At 47.2% G+C, this 17,108-nt stretch carries 17 protein-coding genes and 1 tRNA gene; 5 read left to right on the forward strand and 13 right to left on the reverse strand.

The genetic code is table 11. From position 1 onward, the window contains the following. Nucleotides 1-372: 372 nt before the first annotated feature. Genes HZB61_00205 through HZB61_00220 form a run of 4 tightly spaced genes read right to left on the reverse strand, consistent with a single transcriptional unit; the run spans nucleotide 373 to nucleotide 1,894 of the window. Nucleotides 373-741 carry a cupin gene (locus tag HZB61_00205; GenBank protein ID MBI5055026.1) on the reverse strand — a complete coding sequence of 123 codons (369 nt, stop codon included), beginning with the start codon at nucleotides 739-741 and terminating at the stop codon, nucleotides 373-375. A gap of 25 nt (nucleotides 742-766) precedes the next feature. Beyond that, nucleotides 767-1,159: a pyridoxamine 5'-phosphate oxidase family protein gene (locus tag HZB61_00210; GenBank protein ID MBI5055027.1), complete on the reverse strand. Its 393-nt coding sequence runs from the start codon at nucleotides 1,157-1,159 to the stop codon at nucleotides 767-769. 10 nt (nucleotides 1,160-1,169) lie between these two features. Beyond that, nucleotides 1,170-1,700, reverse strand: a complete 531-nt coding sequence (locus tag HZB61_00215) for a lipocalin family protein (protein ID MBI5055028.1) — start codon at nucleotides 1,698-1,700, stop codon at nucleotides 1,170-1,172. 35 nt (nucleotides 1,701-1,735) lie between these two features. Next, nucleotides 1,736-1,894 (reverse strand): hypothetical protein, encoded by a 159-nt coding sequence (locus HZB61_00220; GenBank protein MBI5055029.1) that lies wholly within the window; start codon nucleotides 1,892-1,894, stop codon nucleotides 1,736-1,738. A gap of 83 nt (nucleotides 1,895-1,977) precedes the next feature. On the opposite strand from HZB61_00220, the gene HZB61_00225 reads away from it, so the two are divergent. Continuing rightward, complete coding sequence (locus tag HZB61_00225; GenBank protein MBI5055030.1) at nucleotides 1,978-2,457, forward strand: SRPBCC domain-containing protein; 480 nt, start codon at nucleotides 1,978-1,980, stop codon at nucleotides 2,455-2,457. Then, nucleotides 2,436-3,386 (forward strand): DUF523 and DUF1722 domain-containing protein, encoded by a 951-nt coding sequence (locus HZB61_00230; protein MBI5055031.1) that lies wholly within the window; start codon nucleotides 2,436-2,438, stop codon nucleotides 3,384-3,386. Before HZB61_00225 ends, HZB61_00230 begins: the two co-directional genes overlap by 22 nt. A gap of 38 nt (nucleotides 3,387-3,424) precedes the next feature. Here HZB61_00230 and katG read toward each other — a convergent pair whose 3' ends face one another. The 4 genes from katG to HZB61_00250 all read right to left on the reverse strand — a co-directional run bounded on the left by katG (nucleotide 3,425) and on the right by HZB61_00250 (nucleotide 8,255). Then, entirely contained in the window at nucleotides 3,425-5,620 is a 2,196-nt protein-coding gene (gene katG / locus HZB61_00235) for a catalase/peroxidase HPI (protein ID MBI5055032.1), read from the reverse strand. A gap of 280 nt (nucleotides 5,621-5,900) precedes the next feature. Next, nucleotides 5,901-6,401, reverse strand: a complete 501-nt coding sequence (locus HZB61_00240) for a pyridoxamine 5'-phosphate oxidase family protein (GenBank protein ID MBI5055033.1) — start codon at nucleotides 6,399-6,401, stop codon at nucleotides 5,901-5,903. Further along, the gene (locus HZB61_00245; protein ID MBI5055034.1) at nucleotides 6,391-7,734 is read right to left on the reverse strand and encodes a deoxyribodipyrimidine photo-lyase; all 1,344 of its coding nucleotides are present in this window, start codon (nucleotides 7,732-7,734) and stop codon (nucleotides 6,391-6,393) included. Before HZB61_00245 ends, HZB61_00240 begins: the two co-directional genes overlap by 11 nt. A gap of 23 nt (nucleotides 7,735-7,757) precedes the next feature. Then, nucleotides 7,758-8,255, reverse strand: a complete 498-nt coding sequence (locus HZB61_00250) for a hypothetical protein (GenBank protein MBI5055035.1) — start codon at nucleotides 8,253-8,255, stop codon at nucleotides 7,758-7,760. Between the two features lie 124 nt (nucleotides 8,256-8,379). Here HZB61_00250 and HZB61_00255 point away from each other — a divergent pair, with 124 nt between their 5' ends. Continuing rightward, nucleotides 8,380-9,348, forward strand: coding sequence for an NAD(P)H-binding protein (locus tag HZB61_00255; GenBank protein ID MBI5055036.1), 969 nt, complete (start codon nucleotides 8,380-8,382; stop codon nucleotides 9,346-9,348). A 357-nt stretch (nucleotides 9,349-9,705) separates the two neighbouring features. Here the strand turns inward: HZB61_00255 and HZB61_00260 are convergent, their stop codons facing one another. Next, on the reverse strand, nucleotides 9,706-10,890 hold the full coding sequence (locus tag HZB61_00260) for a site-specific integrase (protein ID MBI5055037.1): 1,185 nt from the start codon (nucleotides 10,888-10,890) through the stop codon (nucleotides 9,706-9,708). A 149-nt stretch (nucleotides 10,891-11,039) separates the two neighbouring features. After that, nucleotides 11,040-11,116: transfer RNA gene (locus HZB61_00265), tRNA-Pro, on the reverse strand. A 140-nt stretch (nucleotides 11,117-11,256) separates the two neighbouring features. Between HZB61_00265 and HZB61_00270 the strand changes: the two genes are divergently transcribed. Together HZB61_00270 and HZB61_00275 are read left to right on the forward strand one after the other, a co-directional pair. Further along, the gene (locus HZB61_00270) at nucleotides 11,257-12,060 is read left to right on the forward strand and encodes a hypothetical protein (protein MBI5055038.1); all 804 of its coding nucleotides are present in this window, start codon (nucleotides 11,257-11,259) and stop codon (nucleotides 12,058-12,060) included. A 5-nt stretch (nucleotides 12,061-12,065) separates the two neighbouring features. Beyond that, the gene (locus HZB61_00275; protein ID MBI5055039.1) at nucleotides 12,066-12,734 is read left to right on the forward strand and encodes a hypothetical protein; all 669 of its coding nucleotides are present in this window, start codon (nucleotides 12,066-12,068) and stop codon (nucleotides 12,732-12,734) included. A gap of 130 nt (nucleotides 12,735-12,864) precedes the next feature. On the opposite strand, the gene HZB61_00280 is transcribed toward HZB61_00275, so the two are convergent. The 3 genes from HZB61_00280 to HZB61_00290 all read right to left on the reverse strand — a co-directional run bounded on the left by HZB61_00280 (nucleotide 12,865) and on the right by HZB61_00290 (nucleotide 17,041). Further along, nucleotides 12,865-13,683 (reverse strand): AAA family ATPase, encoded by an 819-nt coding sequence (locus HZB61_00280; protein MBI5055040.1) that lies wholly within the window; start codon nucleotides 13,681-13,683, stop codon nucleotides 12,865-12,867. An 89-nt stretch (nucleotides 13,684-13,772) separates the two neighbouring features. After that, nucleotides 13,773-15,479 (reverse strand): tetratricopeptide repeat protein, encoded by a 1,707-nt coding sequence (locus HZB61_00285; protein ID MBI5055041.1) that lies wholly within the window; start codon nucleotides 15,477-15,479, stop codon nucleotides 13,773-13,775. A 119-nt stretch (nucleotides 15,480-15,598) separates the two neighbouring features. After that, a complete protein-coding gene (locus HZB61_00290; GenBank protein ID MBI5055042.1) occupies nucleotides 15,599-17,041 on the reverse strand; it encodes a menaquinone biosynthesis decarboxylase in 1,443 nt (480 codons plus the stop codon). Nucleotides 17,042-17,108: the final 67 nt, after the last annotated feature.

Below are 17,108 nucleotides of genomic sequence, written 5' to 3' on the forward strand. Positions count from 1 at the left end.
TATATATGGCAGCACTGGAACTCGATAAAAAATGGACCATGCCTCTCAGAGGATGGTCTCAAGTCTATTCTCAGATCGCTATATTGTTTGAGGATAGGATACAGTGAAAATTGAACTTACACAGTTAGTGAGACAGTCTCGTGGCTTTTGCTCACAAAGTTGCAGTGTAAGTAATTCTGACTAAGGCGGCAGTTTTATTCAATAATGGACTTCTCATGTTGAGGATTGTCGCTAAATATTCTCAGTATCAATTGCATTTCGAACTTATTGCTTTTTCGCATAAGTCAATAAATCTAAATATGTTCCATCGGGCTTGATTTCAACCGGAGATAGAGTTGTTCGGATCACTGGTTGAATCTTTACTATTGTTGACTATTGGGATTCATCCCTGTGAACTGTTTCAGGCGAGAAAGCCGGTAAACAGACAGCTATATATTCAGCTCCGCCTGGTTCAGGAGTACTGTATTGCACCCATTCGCCGCCCTGTACAATAACCGCTTCTCCTTCCCGAACATCTATTGTCTGATTCTGTGTACTGACCCGTAGCACACCCCGCAAGACCAGAGTGTATTCGTTGAACTCAGGCTGCTGACCGGGCTCGATCCATCCGGCGGGGCTTTTCATACGTGCGATGCTGACAGCATCTGTCTTTGAATTGACACGTCCTATGTATTCCCTTATCTCTTTCGGTTTGTTACCGGATGCTGCTATTACGGTTGGCGCTTTGATCAAAATCGGCATATTGTATTACCCCTCTCAAAATACTTTATACATTAACCTGTCCGCTTCCTATAAGCGGCAGTATCTTTTCAATACTGAAATGCACAAGATACTTTGGGCCTTTTTCCCTGTCCTCTTCGGGTGTCAAATTGCCCCTGGTCATTTTTGCTATAAGAGGAGATTCCGTCTCTTCCTTTATCTTTTTCAAATGCATTCTCAGGCCGCTGTATCCGGACCCGCTTTCGTGGAAGAGAAATGAAGCATACGGATTGGTTTGAAGATTATGATGGGTCAGTTTTTGCCGCATTAAAAACGCGACAGTGCCGTCATCAAAAACATGCGGGCGTCCATAGATGGCAGAATTCACCTTTCCATCTGAATCAGCGGTAGAAAGAACCCCTGTACCATGTGCACTCTCAAAATATTTTTTCAGGTCCATTTTTTCTCCTTTATCTGGCAGTCCTTATCAGCCTTGAAGTATCATAGTGCTGATCCTTGAGGCGGTTCAGTATTGCTTCGTAAACTGACTCATCCATAACCTGCGTTCTGCTCAGTATCCATAGGTATTGTCTGTCCGGATGCCCGATAACGGCATATTCATAGTCCCTGCCGAGGTCTATTATCCAGTAAGCACCCGAAAAAGGCCAGAAGAAAGATACCTTCAGCTTCGCGTTCGTCTTTGAGTCAACAACCCACGCCTTGCCTTTTGCCGAGCGGAGCTTGCCAGGTTCTGCCTCTTCATAGCATTCGTTCAATACAGAGAGTTTTCCGTCATCTCTTAATGCATATGTAGCCCTGCTGCCGGCGCAGCCATTCTGAAACTTGTGAGGATACCTCGCTATCTCATACCACATGCCTGTATAGCGGCTGAGATCAACAAATGGAACGACCTGTAATGGAGGGGCCGTATCTTTCATATGCATACATGAGGTCATAATAAATATAGGGACAAATATTAATATCCGTTTTAGGGTATACATTTCTTCACCAGCCCGGTGAATTACTTTTCAGACTGTCAGCAGCCGGGCTCATCGGGATGCCCGCAGCAGCTCCGCCGCTTGATTATCTTAATTGCATTGTTCCGAAGCAGAGAGGTGATCTTCCTGCCAAGCGGCATCTGTGCTTTCAGATTTGAAATAAATTCTTTTATGTCCGGTTTCTGGTCTTCGCACATAATCTCAGATATACTGCTTTTAACGATTTCTTCTTTCAGATAAGAACATTATATCGTATAATTTCCATAAGGCAATACAGAAAATGGTTATCAGTGAATCAATACTTATCAATGCTCCGCTTAAGCAGGTTTGGGATACGTTTACAGACCTTACCTGCTGGCGGGACTGGAGCTCTGTTCTCAGCAATGTTTCATTTGAAAATGAGAGGCTGACAGAGGGAAAAAGCTTTAAATTTTGCATTCGCCCATTTTCATTTCCAATGAATATAGAGCCGGTAGTGGAAGAACTGGTGACGGGGCAGAGGCTTGTATGGTCGGGCACAAAGCACGGAATTACGGCGCGTCACGAATTTATCTTTGAAGAGAAGAACGGGAAAACGCTTCTAACAAGCCGGGAAATATTTAAGCTGAACTGGCTCAAAAGAATCTTCTTTCATGTCCCGAAAAAGCGCCTTCACAAACTCTCGGTAATAATGCTGAGGGACCTGAAGCACGCTTGTGAAAACAATTCAATACCTGAAAATACATCTGAGGACGGACTGTGGAAGAGAAGATCAAATTAGGAATAAGCCGGTGTCTCCTTGGTGAGAATGTCCGGTATGACGGCGGGCACAAGCTCGATCATTATTTTAAAGAGACGCTCGGCATGTATGTCGAATGGGTGGGGGTCTGTCCGGAAGTTGAGTATGGACTTCCTGTGCCGAGAGAGGCGATGCGCCTTGTCGGCGATGCGGCGTCCCCGCGTCTCTTGACCATCAGGACAAAGATAGACCATACGGATGGGATGAAGCGATGGGCGGACAAGAGGCTTAAAGAACTCGAAAAGGAGAACCTGTGCGGCTTCATCTTCAAAAGCAGATCGCCGAGTTCAGGCATAAGGGGTGTAAAGGTGTATGGCGAAACAGGCGTTAGTTCAAAGAGCGGTGCGGGGATATTTGGCGGCGCCTTTTTAAAACATTTTCCCCTTCTGCCTGCTGAAGATGACGGGAGGCTTCAGGACCCTCAGTTGAGAGAGAATTTCATTGAAAGGATTTTTGTTTACAGAAGATGGCTGGACTTTATTGCTGATGACAGGTCGCTGAAAGGGCTTGTCTCATTTCATACTGACCATAAGCTCCTGCTCATGGCGCACAGCACTGAACATTACAGGAAACTCGGGAAACTTGTCGCAGAGGGGAAAAAATACAATCGCGATGAACTTCTCTATGAATACATAAGGCAGATGATGGATGGGCTTAAACTTCTGGCCACAGTAAAAAAGAACACAAATGTCCTCATGCACATCATGGGGTATTTCAGGAACGATCTTTCCGGAGAAGAGAAACAGGAGTTGATAGAGATTATTAATAATTATCATCAGGGACTCATCCCCCTCATTGTCCCGGTAACTCTTCTAAGGCACTATGTCAATAAATTTGACGAGCCCTATTTAAAGAGGCAGTATTATCTCAATCCACACCCACTGGAGCTGATGCTGAGAAATCATGTGTAGATGGGACAAAAAATGGGGACATGGAGCCGGTTTCCCAATCATGCAAGATCGAAACGGTCAAGGTTCATTACTTTATTCCACGCCGCGACAAAGTCGTTAGTAAACTTTTCCTGCGAATCCTCACACGCGTAAACTTCCGCTATGGCCCGTAATTGGGAGTTCGAACCAAAGATCAGGTCGACACGGGTGGCAGTCCATTTGAGCGCGCCGGTTGCGCGGTCACGGCCCTCGAAAACGTCATCATCCTGCGCGGTTTTGTTCCACACCGAACTCATGTCGAGCAGGTTCACGAAGAAGTCATTGGTGAGCGCCCCCGGCCGCTTTGTGAAGACACCGTGCTGAGACCCTCCGAAGTTGGCATTCAATACACGCATGCCGCCAATGAGCACCGTCATCTCAGGGGCGGTCAGCGTCAGCAGTTGCGCGCGATCAATCAGAAGTTCCTCTGCTGATACAGCGTATCTGGTTTTCTGGTAGTTGCGGAAGCCGTCCGCTTTCGGTTCGAGGACACCGAATAACCTTTCGTCGGTTTGCTTCTGCGAGGCGTCCATGCGTCCCGGTGTGAAGGGGACCGTCACCTTGTGACCGGCATTCTTCGCAGCCTGTTCTACACCAGCGCATCCGGCCAGAACGATCAGATCAGCCAGTGATATCTTCTTGCCGCCGGACTGCTCACGGTTGAACGCGCGCTGAATGCGCTCCAGGGTCCTGAGTACCTTTGACAGCCGGTCAGGCTCGTTGACTTCCCAATCCTTCTGAGGCGCCAGACGAATGCGGGCACCATTCGCACCGCCGCGCTTGTCGGAGCCGCGGAAGGTGGACGCCGACGCCCATGCGGTCGAAATCAGCTCTGACACAGACAGACTGGAAGACAGGATCTTAGCCTTGAGGTCTGCGATCTCCTTTTTATTTATCAATTTGTGGTTGACGTCAGGTATAGGGTCTTGCCATATGAGCTCTTCTGCCGGTACCTCCGTGCCGAGATAGCGCGAACGCGGGCCCATGTCGCGGTGGGTCAGTTTGAACCAAGCGCGGGCAAAGGCATCCGCTAATTCCCCGGGGTTCTGCAGGTAACGCCGGGCGATCAGCTCGTAGATCGGGTCGAAGCGGAGCGAGAGGTCGGCCGTGGTCATCATGGGCCTATGCTTCTTCGACGGATCATGAGCGTCAACTACCATGTCCTCTTCTTCTACGTCCTTTGCCAGCCACTGATGCGCGCCAGCCGGGCTCTTGACCAGTTCCCACTCATATTTAAACATCACCTTTAAATAACCCATGTCCCATCTGGTCGGGTTGGGCTTCCAGGCGCCTTCGAGGCCGCTGCTGATAGTATCACCGCCTTTCCCGCTGCCGAAGCTGCTTTTCCATCCGAGGCCCTGCTCTTCAATCGGGGCGGCTTCAGGTTCAGGGCCAACATGCGAAGCAGGGGCGGCGCCGTGACACTTACCAAACGTGTGACCGCCCGCAACAAGCGCGACAGTCTCTTCATCGTTCATTGCCATGCGCCCGAAGGTCTCCCGAACATCACGTCCGGAGGCAACAGGATCAGGGTTGCCGTTCGGCCCTTCCGGATTCACGTAGATCAGTCCCATCTGAACGGCAGCGAGAGGGTTCTCGAGTTTCCGGTCACTGCTATAGCGCTTGTCACCAAGCCACTTGTCCTCAGAGCCCCAATAAATATCCTTTTCCGGCTCCCATACGTCTACACGCCCGCCTGCGAAGCCGAATGTCTTAAAGCCCATCGACTCCAGCGCGACATTGCCGGCGAGGACCATGAGATCGGCCCAAGAGATATTCCTTCCGTATTTTTGTTTGATCGGCCAAAGCAATCGGCGCGCCTTGTCGAGATTCACATTGTCAGGCCAGCTGTTAAGAGGTGCAAGGCGCTGACTGCCTGAACCTGCTCCTCCACGGCCGTCACCCACGCGATAGGTGCCTGCGCTGTGCCATGCCATCCTGATGAAGAGCCCTCCGTAATGACCGTAGTCAGCCGGCCACCAGTCCTGTGAATCGGTCATCAGCGCGAGGAGGTCTTTCTTAACCGCAGCAAGATCGAGTTTTCTGAATTCTTCTGCGTAATCAAAATCCTCCCCCATAGGATTCGATTTAGAGGAATGCTGGTGCAGAATATGAAGGTCCAACTGGTTCGGCCACCAGTCCCGGTTCGACATTCCTCCACTGGCTGCTTGTCTGATAATTTTTCCCGATACCGGGCTCTTGCTATCTTCATTCATGATGATTCCTCCCTTCAATAATTAAGGACACAGAGCGTGTCTGAAAACTTAGACACCTGAAGTCACCTGTTGATGGTGTCACGAGAATATAAGTTTGTTACATCGTTAAAGGCAATTGTACTACTTATGGTCGTAAAGTCAACAAAGGACAAAAAAGTGGACACATCCCCTGTTTTTACTATCATTTTACTTTTTCGGTATGCCTGGAGACTTCAATAAAAAATCCATCTGAAATTGCTTTTCTATGTTACTAACTGTGCGGGTCCGGGCTTGAAGCAGCTCACCACGAATATTCACTCACAACCTGGAACGAGCTTACATGGATACATTTGCTTATTTTCACAAGTATCAGTGCTGTTGAAGAAGCGTTTACAAATGCCCTGAGCCGGGGATGCTTATTAGTGAATATTTCAGCAAGCTCATCTCTCCCGGCTCCTTGCCTGATTACTTTTGCACTTCCTGAAATTGAAATCAATTCTGTCTTCATATAATCACCTGCAGTATTTGAGCGGGTATCGATCAGGAGAGATACATTCCTGTTTTTTGCAATATTACTGAACTTTTTTGTTTTACGCGGGGTAGCAAACACAAGCCCTTTCATGTCAGGGGTGACTGCAAATGCTACCAATGACGTATACGGTTCATTATCAGATGCGGTTGCGAGCACGGCGTGAGGCTGTTTCCTGTTCAATACGGCAAGCCTGCCCGGCACGTCCTCAGAGCCCTGTTTGACCGTAACAGGAATTGCTTTGCTGACACTTTTTGTTTTTTTAGTTATCATTTTGTGTTATATACGCCCGTACATCAAATTTACCTTTACAGCCATTATAGCTCATATAACGTATCTTGCCGAATATCCTGCGGTCATTCCATGCCCTGTCATGTACCCCCCCGATGCTCCATGCAATCCCTGTATACCCGTTCGGATCGCGTCCGTCAAGTTCGTATTTGTCATTAAGATGAATAGCGGTCTCAAGCGCTTCTTCAGGAGATGAAGACCATTCAAGTATTTTCTTCGCCCAGTACATTCTCATATAACCATGCATCTTTCCCCGCTTTACCATTTCCATCTGCGCCGCGTTCCAGAGGTCATCATGAGTTTGCGCGTTCTCGAACTTCTTTAATGAATAAATATACTCACGCCTGTCCTTCCTGTGAGCATTGAGCGAGCGCTGAGACCATTCCGGGAAACCCGCGAATGAATCATAGTGATCATTGTAATAACAAAAATTATCGGACAGTTCCCGCCTCACGATCAGTTCCTCAAGAAAAGCCTCTTTGGATTTTGCCGGGCAATCCGCGTTATCCGCCTCAAGCGCTGCCCTCTGGGCAGACAACTGTCCGAAGTGCAGATACGGTGAAAGGTTAGACTGCCCGTCTCTGGACGGGTCATTTCTCATATCAGCATATTGCGGCAGTTTTTTATTAATAAAAATTTTCAATGCTTTCAAAGCTGCCTTTTCACCCGGAACGATCCAGTCTGCCTCAGATACTGAATGGTCTGTATTCAGGGTCTTAATCGCCTTTTCCCAATCAACATCAGAAAGGCGTCTGGTCAACGTAAAAGGATGTTTTCTGATCTTCGGGAAGTCTTCAAGGAATTCAGACAGCGCCCTCATTATCTTTGGCCTGAATGTGTATGCTGCGTATTCCTGCTTGGGTGACGCGATCCAGCAGGGCACGATATTATGAGCGTCAACCTCATATAATGGAATGTTTATCTTTAGCGAGGCATTGTCTTTCCATTTCCTCTTGATCCTCAGAGGATCAAAATCGGTGATAAGAACGCTGCTATTATTTCTTGTGATAAAAGAAGGAATCTCTTCTTCCGGATTACCGGCAAGCAGATGAAAGTAGATATTCTTCTTTCTAAGTGTTGAGTCGACTTCCCGCAGCCCTCTTAGCATAAAGCCGTAATGCCGGATCGTCGCGTTTAGAAAAGAAGGCGCCAGACAGAAGACAACGGCAAGCGGTGCTTTACGTTCTATCGCTGTTTGCTGGGCGAACAGGAGCGCCCAGTTGTCCTGTACACGCTGGTCACGGCTCATCCAGTAAACAACGGGGCCTGTTCCGCCTTTTCCATCCTTGTTGATTCTTGCCCGTTTCTGATTCATTATTTATTACAAGACAGAATGTTTCACTTCACCATAACGAGATACCACACTAACAAGAAGACTTCGCTCCACCACCCGATGAATGACACAATAAAACTTAATACAATCTTAACCTGAAGGGAATCAGGCAAAAGTTCACCTGCCCTGCCTTCACGTTCACGCTTCAGGATATAAGGGCTTACGTAAAAAGAAAGAAACAATCCATTCAAAACAAGCGCAACCGCTATGATCGCCTGCAGTAACGGTATCCCGGCGAGACCGCTGTCACGATAAGTTATAAGTGCCCCTGAAGTTGCCAGGAACAGGCCTATCCATATCAATGGCTTGGTGACCTTATGCGTCCTGGTCGTAGCTTCTGTCCAGTATGCTGATCTCCTTCCCAGCGCACCATGTATATCAATGACAGTTACCGCTCCTAAACCAACAATGAATCCTGCAATGAATATAAAAATACCGATGATATCAAGCCATGGGACCGGTCTGCTGTCAGTTTGCAATGCTGTAAAAAGCAAGCTTTCCATTTGTTCAGCCCTCCCTCACATGATGCGAAAAAATATAAATTGCCTGTTCAACTAAATCTTATCAGCTTTATGATCTGATTTCCATTCTATTTGTAAATTACATGTCATGTGATACACTTATATCATGAACGATCTATCCTTCACTCCTGAAGACAGAGTGCTTGTCCTCGGTGCAACCGGGTTTATCGGGAGCAGACTAATAAAGGTGCTTGCAAAAAAGGACATCAAAATGCGCCTCCTTGTGCGCAGTACTTCAAAAGCTTCCGCCCTTGTTCCAAAGAACTCCGATATAGAGATCATCGAAGGAGACATTCTGAAAAATGAGAATCTCGGGGAAGCCATGAAGGGCATTCATTCCGCGTATTATCTAATTCACTCCATGGGAGGTAAACTCTTCTCACAACGCTTGGATTTTGCTGAGAAGGACAAACAGGCTGCGGGGAACTTGGTTAAGGCATCGGACACTGCAGGGCTTAAGCGGATCATATATCTCGGCGGTCTCGGTGAGACCGGAGACAATCTCTCGGATCATCTTAGGAGCAGATTGGATGTCGCAAAGATACTCTCTAAAGGGAAAGCCGGAGTAACATTCCTTCGCGCCGCTGTAATAATCGGCGCGGGAGGCGCATCTTATGAAATGCTGCGCTATCTCGTGGAGCGTTTGCCGGTCATGGTGACTCCCCGCTGGATTGACACAAAGATCCAGCCTGTAGCCGTCCGTGATGTTCTCGACTATCTCGTTGGTTGTCTGCTGAATCCGGACACAGCAGGAAAAACATTCGATATCGGGGGACCGGAGATTCTTACCTACAGGGAAATGATGAACCAGTATGCGGAGGCGCGGGGGATCACAAAGAGATTGATTATAACTATTCCGCTTTTGACCCCGAAGCTTTCTTCATACTGGGTAGACCTCGTAACACCGGTGCCAGCGGGCATTGCCCATCCGCTTATCGAGGGATTGAAGAATGAGGTCATCTGCAGGGATAACAGAATAGATGAATTCTTTCCCATAGAGAAAACTCCTTTTCGGGAGGCTATTAAGATCGCTATTTCCGAAGAAAAGACAGGGCCGGGAGTTACAGGGTTTTAACATCATATCAATCCGCCTCCCTAATATTCATTTACTTCATCATTCCGGACTATTGATTATTTGGTGTGATAGTTAGTCATGCATCTCTTAACAATCAAAATTCTTTACACGCTCGCTTTGTTAGCAGAAGCAACTTTCCTTCGATTGAATGAGAATCACTCTTTTAACCTGTTATCATCGAATATAAAGTCCCCACAGATTACTGACTTGCAGGTATTATGAATAACAGCGAGCATTGCTGAAACGTCACGATATCCGGCAGATATCGTTGACCATCAATCTGTAATTCAAATTGACAATAGCTTGGGGGATTTCGATGGATTTGATATATCAGAAAACTCACGTTCATGCCGAATCCTATTTTCCCCCTCCCTCGGCTTCCAAAGATTTAACAGATTTCAAATTCTGTACGAGTTGAACCGTCCGTCGAAGAGTTTCAGGTATCGAATGCAAATACCGGTTCGTTGTTTCGATATTCTTATGCCCCATTATGTCCATCACTGATTTTATGTCCGCGCCGGCCCAGAGGGCATGAGTGGCGAATGTATGGCGTATCATGTTGGGGGTGACGTGATTATTCAGTCCTGCTTTTTCTGAAGCGGTCTTGAGGGACCGTTGAATGGATCTCACTGGGGTATCTGTGGTAGAAAATACCCACCTGCCTTTTTTAGCCTTGAAAAGGTCTTTTAGAATTTCCAGCGCCTCATCGCATAAAGGGATGGTCCTCTCTTCGTTAGTCTTGGGTTTCCAATCGCCCTTCCCTTGCACCTTTACCGTTTCCAAATTGAAATTCACATCATTCCACGTGAGGTAAGAAAGCTCCGCAGGCCTCATTCCGGTAAGCCTTCCGAATCTGATTCGCTGGGCGACCAGATCATATGAAAGATTTGCCGCCAATTTTTCAAATTCATCAGGAGTCACAAATGCGTTCAGTTTTTTGGGCTCCGGCAGATGCGGGTATTTGATCCTTACGTCTTTGATATATTTCTTGCTGATTGCAAAGTTTCTGATCTTCCGGACTATTCCGATATAAATATTGACGGCCCGGTTTGAATATAAGCGTGATTGCTTTGGCTTACTATTTTTTTTTGAATTAGCTCTTTTAAGCTCAATATCTTTAAACCGTATCTGGAACTTTGGGGGGTTCTGGGCTTTTCTTATTTCTTTAAAGGGTATCTGTTCCTGTGACTTCTTGAGCCCCTGATAACGTATGAGAAGATCCTCATCGATTTCGTTTGAGGAATATCGGTAGAAGAAATCCTTTACGTGATTTATATAGTTAGGCCTTAATTTATAGGCATTTCTTTTCGATTTTGTTTTCTCTATATGGTCCAGATACTCTTCAGCGACAACATGAAAATATAAACGGTCTCCGGTATCGGTTAGATCCGACACATTCAGCATCTTCAGTCTCAGTTTCGTTTTTAACTCTTCCTCGATCCTTTTCGCCTCGGACTTTGTATTTCCGGCCTTCCGGTTGACTCTGGTTCCGTTGAAAACGAAATCGATGTACCAACTGTTACCTCTTTTATAAACAGCCAAGTTTTTACCTCCGGTTTTTGAGTAATTCTCTGCTTATGTATTACCCCAAAAACCAAAAGTCCCGACAAAGTCCCGACATCCGGGGACACAGGCTTTGCCGTCTTTTTCATTCGACAGGAGTTAACAGATTGGATTTATGGGAGGAATTTTGGTCGGGGCGAGAGGATTCGAACCTCCGACATCCTGCTCCCAAAGCAGGCGCGCTACCGGGCTGCGCTACGCCCCGAACTATATAGATTATAAGATGTTACCGTGAAAAATCAATCCAGATTTACCTTTCTGAGGCAAGCCGCGGGCAACATCAAATAAATCTATCCATTAAATACTATTGCGATATAATATAACTAATAAAGTTAGAGGAAAGATATGCCTTTCAGGGAAAACAAGGCCGAACTTAAGACAGTCCTTGAGAATATCAGTGACGGGATTTTGTTCATTGATACCCTCGGGACCATCAGGGTTTATAACAAGGCCCTTTCTGAAATGTTGTCTATTAATGAAGATCTGACAGGAATGAAAATCTTTACACTCCCTGCGGAACATCCTCTGAGAGAGGGTATTTTCAGGGCCGACAAGGGATTCAAAGGCCCTTATTGCTGGGAAAGGAACAACTGCCCGGAGGACACAGCCTGTCCGGGGAGGACCTCTCAATGCTGCAGGTGCTGGATACTTAACGCTTGCAGTTTATTTTCTTCAAATAGTAAAGACAAATTCTGTATTGACTGCCAGCAATACATAAGCGTTAAACAGTTTCTTGAGAAACCCAAGGAATTTGACATAGGAGACAAAACTGTCTCCGTGTTGTCCTCGTTTATTGAATTCAGGAAGAAGAATGAGATCTGGGAGGTCATTGTCTTCAGAGACGTTACGTTTGAGAAACTCGACGCGGTAATAAAACTCGCGGGCGCCATGGCGCATGAATTAAGACAGCCGCTCCAGATAATTACATCCTGCATATCTATTGTAAGCGACAGCCTTCCTGACGATCAGGAGGTAAAGGAAAATTTCGATGTTATTAAAACGAGCTGCTACAGGATGAACAACATCATTGAGAAGATCACTCACATAACGCGGTACAAAACCAAACCTTATATATCAGGCCAGGATATCCTGGATATTGAAGAGTCTTCAGACGATACCCTTATTGATGATAAAGATAATGGCAGGTAAAAATAATGACTATTGAAACCACTCTTCTTCTACTTGAATCGGTTTTGCTCATAGCGACCATTATCCTTCTCGTTTACAGCATCCGGGAAGGCAGGCAAAGAGAGCACCTCCTGCTGGAGATCGGGAAGGCGACAAAGATACTTACCCGCCAGGAGTATTTCCTGTCAGTCCTTGACTCCATGATAAACGCAAAAGAAGAGGTATCAGGATGCATCACCGGCAGGGTCCCAAGCGGTGATGATAAACAAATGACCACGGACATCATCGACACCCTTGAGGGCCTTACCAAAAGGGGAGTCCGCTCAATGTATCTTATGCCGAAGTTCCCCGACAGGCTGTATTTGGGCTATCTTTACACGAAGGCGGGGGCTGTGGTTTTCTACAGCAGTTGTCTCATGGTGCACAACATGCGCTTCATGATCGTGGACGACAGCTCTGTTATAATCGGCATCCCTGAAAGTGTGGGTGAGATGCAGGCGACCAAGAAGGGGTACAGGATCCCTTCCGAGGGGCTGGCAATGATACTAAAGAACTATCTCGACACCTGCGAAAATAAAACCTCTTTTACAGGTTACGTAAATGAGGTGATGCAGCAGACCGGCGCATCACTGCAGCACATAGCGCGCGAGTTCCAGATAGATGAGGAAGGTCTGAAGGAGCTGATGAAGGAATAAACCGGATTATTCTGAATACTGTTAGCCACGAATATTCACGATCCTGCTTTCCATTTATTTCCTACTTCCCACTTCCTACTTCTTACTTATTCGTGACAATTCGTGAAACTTCGTGGCCGAATGTTGGCTGTCAGACGGGCTTTAGATCGAGGGTGGCGGCGATGGCATCGATGATACCTTTGCCGACAGGGACCTCTTTAAGAAGGAACCCTTCAAATAAGGCATTGTCACAAACTGTATTTATTAATCTGGGAACGCCTCTGGTGTAATGATGGATCGCCGTGATCGCGTCTGCCGCGAAAATTTCTTCTTCACATCCGGCGATCCTGAGCCTGTGCCTGATATACTCCCGTGTTATGGTCTCGTCAAGTCCGGTCAATTTATATTTGACGGCAACTCTCTGCTTCAACGGCTCGTCCAGGGCGAGGACGTTGTCAAGTTCGGGAAGCCCGAAAAGCACAAGGGTGATGAGCTTTCCATCGGGGCCTTCCATGTTAAGCAGGCCGCGGAATTCTTCCATTATCTCCCGCGACTGGAGCATCTGCACTTCGTCCATCAGGACGACTGTTTTGCGCCCGGACTGGGACACCTCAATGAATCTTTTATACAACTGGCCCAGGATCTCCAGTTTAGTGTCCGCGATATTTTCGATCCCCAATTGCATGGCAATTTTTTTCATCAGCCAGTCCGTTGTAACGGATGTATGAATGACCACGAGCAGGGCGGCCTCGTACTTATTTTCGTCCAGCTCATTGAGCATCCTCCGTGCGAGCGTGGTCTTGCCTGTGCCGACCCCGCCGACCACAACGGCAAGCCCTTTCATGGAGTCAACGGCATACTTAAGGCGCACCAGCGCCTGGGCATGCTGGGCGTTATTGTAAAAATACCGGTTGTCGACTATGTTTGAGAACGGGGACTCTTTTAATTTATAAAATTCCAGATGGTCCATAATACATTAAATAATAACATACTGACTGAAGGGATTTATTGTATTTTTGCGGGCTGCGATTTACGGTGTATAATTGTTTAATTATGAATTCAGATATACGAGACCCTGTCTCTTTTCGCCCTTGGTTTGTCCTCCGGCTTCTGCACCTGGGCCTTCAGGAAATCCATCTTCTTTGATATGTCTCTAAAGCCCGGGTTCCTTGCGCTGATCTCGGAATAAATTTCCAATGCATGATAGTAGTCGTTATTATTTATATGCACGCCTGCAAGTTCGTACTTCATATCGAGATATCTCTCATCATCGGGAGACAAGCTTTTAAGGAGTTTTTCAAATTCCACTATAGCGCGGGGATAATCTTTTTTCTCCATATAGCACGATGCTATCATGCGTAAGCTCAGCAGGGTCTTCTCAGGGTCCTTTGCCGCTGTCCTGAATTCGCCGATGGCATCGTCTAAAAGGCCCTTTCGCCTGTAATCAACACCTGCGATATAATGGGAATCATAATCTTCATCCTCAGTGACACCAATGTCTGTCTCTTTGATCTCCGCCAGTGAAGGTGTTACTTTGTCATGTCCGGTTGAAGAAGTTCCAGTCGCAGCGGGAGCAATAGTCTCAATGACTTTTACCTGTTTGAGACCGAGGGCGTTCTCAAGATCATCTATCGTGGCTTTAATTGATATACTGCCGGGGTCTAATTCCAATGCCTCTCTGTATAATTTAAGAGCCTCGTCCGGCAGTTTTTGCTCTTCATATATATTGGCAAGGTTTCTTAATTCCACCTTTAAGGCTTCATGATCGCCTTTTGTCCTGTAAATGGCCGTAAGCCGCTCCCTGACCGGGATGGGGTGAAGGCCGGCGAAATTTTTCAGCAGCCCGATTGCGTCCGCCCATTCACTGTCCCGCATGGATTCCTCTATGCAGGGGAGCAGTTCTCTCCAGGCGTTTTCGAGCTTTCCTTCTTTGAGATAAAGCGTGCCGAGGATCTTTTTTGCCTGTACATCGGAGGCGTCTTTTTCAAGCAATTGCTGAAGGGCCTTCCTGGCATCTTCCGTCTTGTTTAATTTGACAGCAAGCTTTGCGTAACTAAGCAGCAGGTTCCTGTTGTCCGGCGTAACGGATGCGGCTTGCGAGAGGTATTCCAGCGCCTTGCCCGGGTTGTTTTCCTGCTCCGCCAATTGGCTGAACCCGATCAGGGAAGATACATTTTTCGGGTCTATGTTCTTTGCCTTCGAGTAAAACTCCATCGCCAGATTCGCGTCCCCCTTTTCAAGATAATCTGAAGCGATCGCGGCATACCCGGTTGCGGCCCTTTCTTTCAGCCCTAATTTCAGATAGATCTCTATCACCTTCATCCTGACATTCACATCAAAAGGGGAGATGTGCAGGATCTTTTCGTAGAGGTCTAAGGCCTTTTCGATCTCGTTATTCCTGTTGTGGATCTCCGCAGCCTTTGTAAAATTTTCAATGGCATTCGCGGTGAAGCCTTTTTCCGCGTTGATCAAACCTAACGCGATCAGGGCATTCACATCGGAAGGGATGATATTGAGTATTTTTTTGTAAAGCGCGATCGCCTTAGGCGTGAAACCGTCTTCTTTGTAGATATCAGCCGCCTTTGAATAAAATTCCACGGCCTCTTTTTGCGCGCCTTTTTTAAGGTATAAGTCGCCAATCGTGTTGTTAATATTCCCGTCTTTGCCCTCAGACAAAAGCTTTTCCAGTTCGGAAATTGCCTTGTCGACCTGGCCTTTGGCAACGAGTTTTTGCGCGGATTCTACTATGGCAGCTTTATCTTTCATTTGCTCCAAATAACTATAGAGTTACCTTAAAAGCTTGACCGCGAAATGTCAATCCTGTAAGAGTACATATATATATACGGTAATTTTTTGAAGTTCTTAAGTGGGGGAAGTCCGGGCTGTTAAAAACCGAACTCTTTCCATCTTTCGGAAACGCGCCGTTTGATGTCTTCGGACATGACTATTTCGTTGGGCCATTCGCGGGTAAAGCCTTCTGACGGCCATTTCTTCGTTGCGTCAATTCCCATTTTGCTGCCATACGCGGGGATATTTGATGCGTGCTCAAGCACGTCAAGCGGCCCTTCGACGATAACGGTATCTCTTTTCGGGTCCACATTATTCCCCATCCTCCAGACGACCTCGCTCAAGTCCTGCACATTGACCCATTTGTCTACGATAACAATTGCCTTTGTAAAGCTCATCTGGCCCATTCCCCACAGGGCATACATGACCTTTCTCGCGTGGCCGGGGTAGCGCTTATCAATGGAAATAACGGCGATGTTGTGGAACACGCCTTCAAGCGGGAGGTTCATGTCAATGATCTCCGGCAGTTGTTTCCTCAGCAATGGAAGGAATATCCTCTCCGTTGCCTTTCCGATAAAGCAGTCCTCCATCGGAGGCTTTCCGACAATCGTCGCGGGATAGATCGCGTCTTTCCTGTGCGTGATGCAGGTAATATGAAATACCGGATATTCATCGGCAAGGGAGTAATAACCGGTGTGGTCTCCGAACGGCCCTTCGGTCCTTCTTTCCCCGGGATCGCAATAGCCCTCAAGTATGATCTCTGAATTGGCGGGGACCTCTAAATCCACGGTCTCACATTTCACGAGATCAACAGTGTCGTTGCGCAAAAATCCGGCAAAGAGCATCTCATCAACTCCCTCCGGCAGCGGGGCTGTGGCGGAATACATGACCGCGGGGTCAGAGCCAATCGCAACCGCGACTTCCAGCTTTTGCCCTTTCTGCTCCGCCTTCCGGTAATGTCTCGCCCCGTCTTTGTGCATATGCCAGTGCATGCCTGTGGTCTTTGGATCGTAGACATGCATGCGGTACATGCCGCAGTTGCGTTCCCCCTTTTCAGGGTCTTTTGTAAAGACCATCGGCAGGGTGATGAATTTTCCGCCGTCTTCAGGCCACGTCTTTAAAATGGGGAAGATATCAAGCGATGGGTTGTCTTTTATGATCACTTCCTTGCACGGCCCGGTCTTTACGGTCTTAGGAAAAAAATCCGCAAGCTTCTTGAGTTTCGGCAGCGCCTTGAGCTTTTCTATAAAGTTGGTTGGGATCTCAGGCTCAAGGAATTCAAGAATACGGATGCCGATGTCGTCAAGGTTCTCCACCTCAAGCGCGAGGCGCATTCTCTCAAAAGAGCCGAAGGCATTTACAAGGGCCGGGAATTTGGAGCCCTTCGGATTTTCAAACAACAGCGCCGGGCCGTTTGCCTTAACAACACGGTCGTTGATCTCCGCTATTTCAAGTACGGGATCGGCCCCGGCCTTTATCCGTTTCAGGAGGCCCTTCTTTTCAAGGAGTGACAGAAATTCTCGCAGATCTTTATAAGCCATTTGCCGTATATGATACAGGATAATTGTTTTAGCTTACAAGGGGCAAAGATGTCTTTAAGCGACAAGT

It is taken from the genome of Nitrospirota bacterium, assembly GCA_016214845.1.
Taxonomy (GTDB): domain Bacteria; phylum Nitrospirota; class Thermodesulfovibrionia; order UBA6902; family UBA6902; genus SURF-23.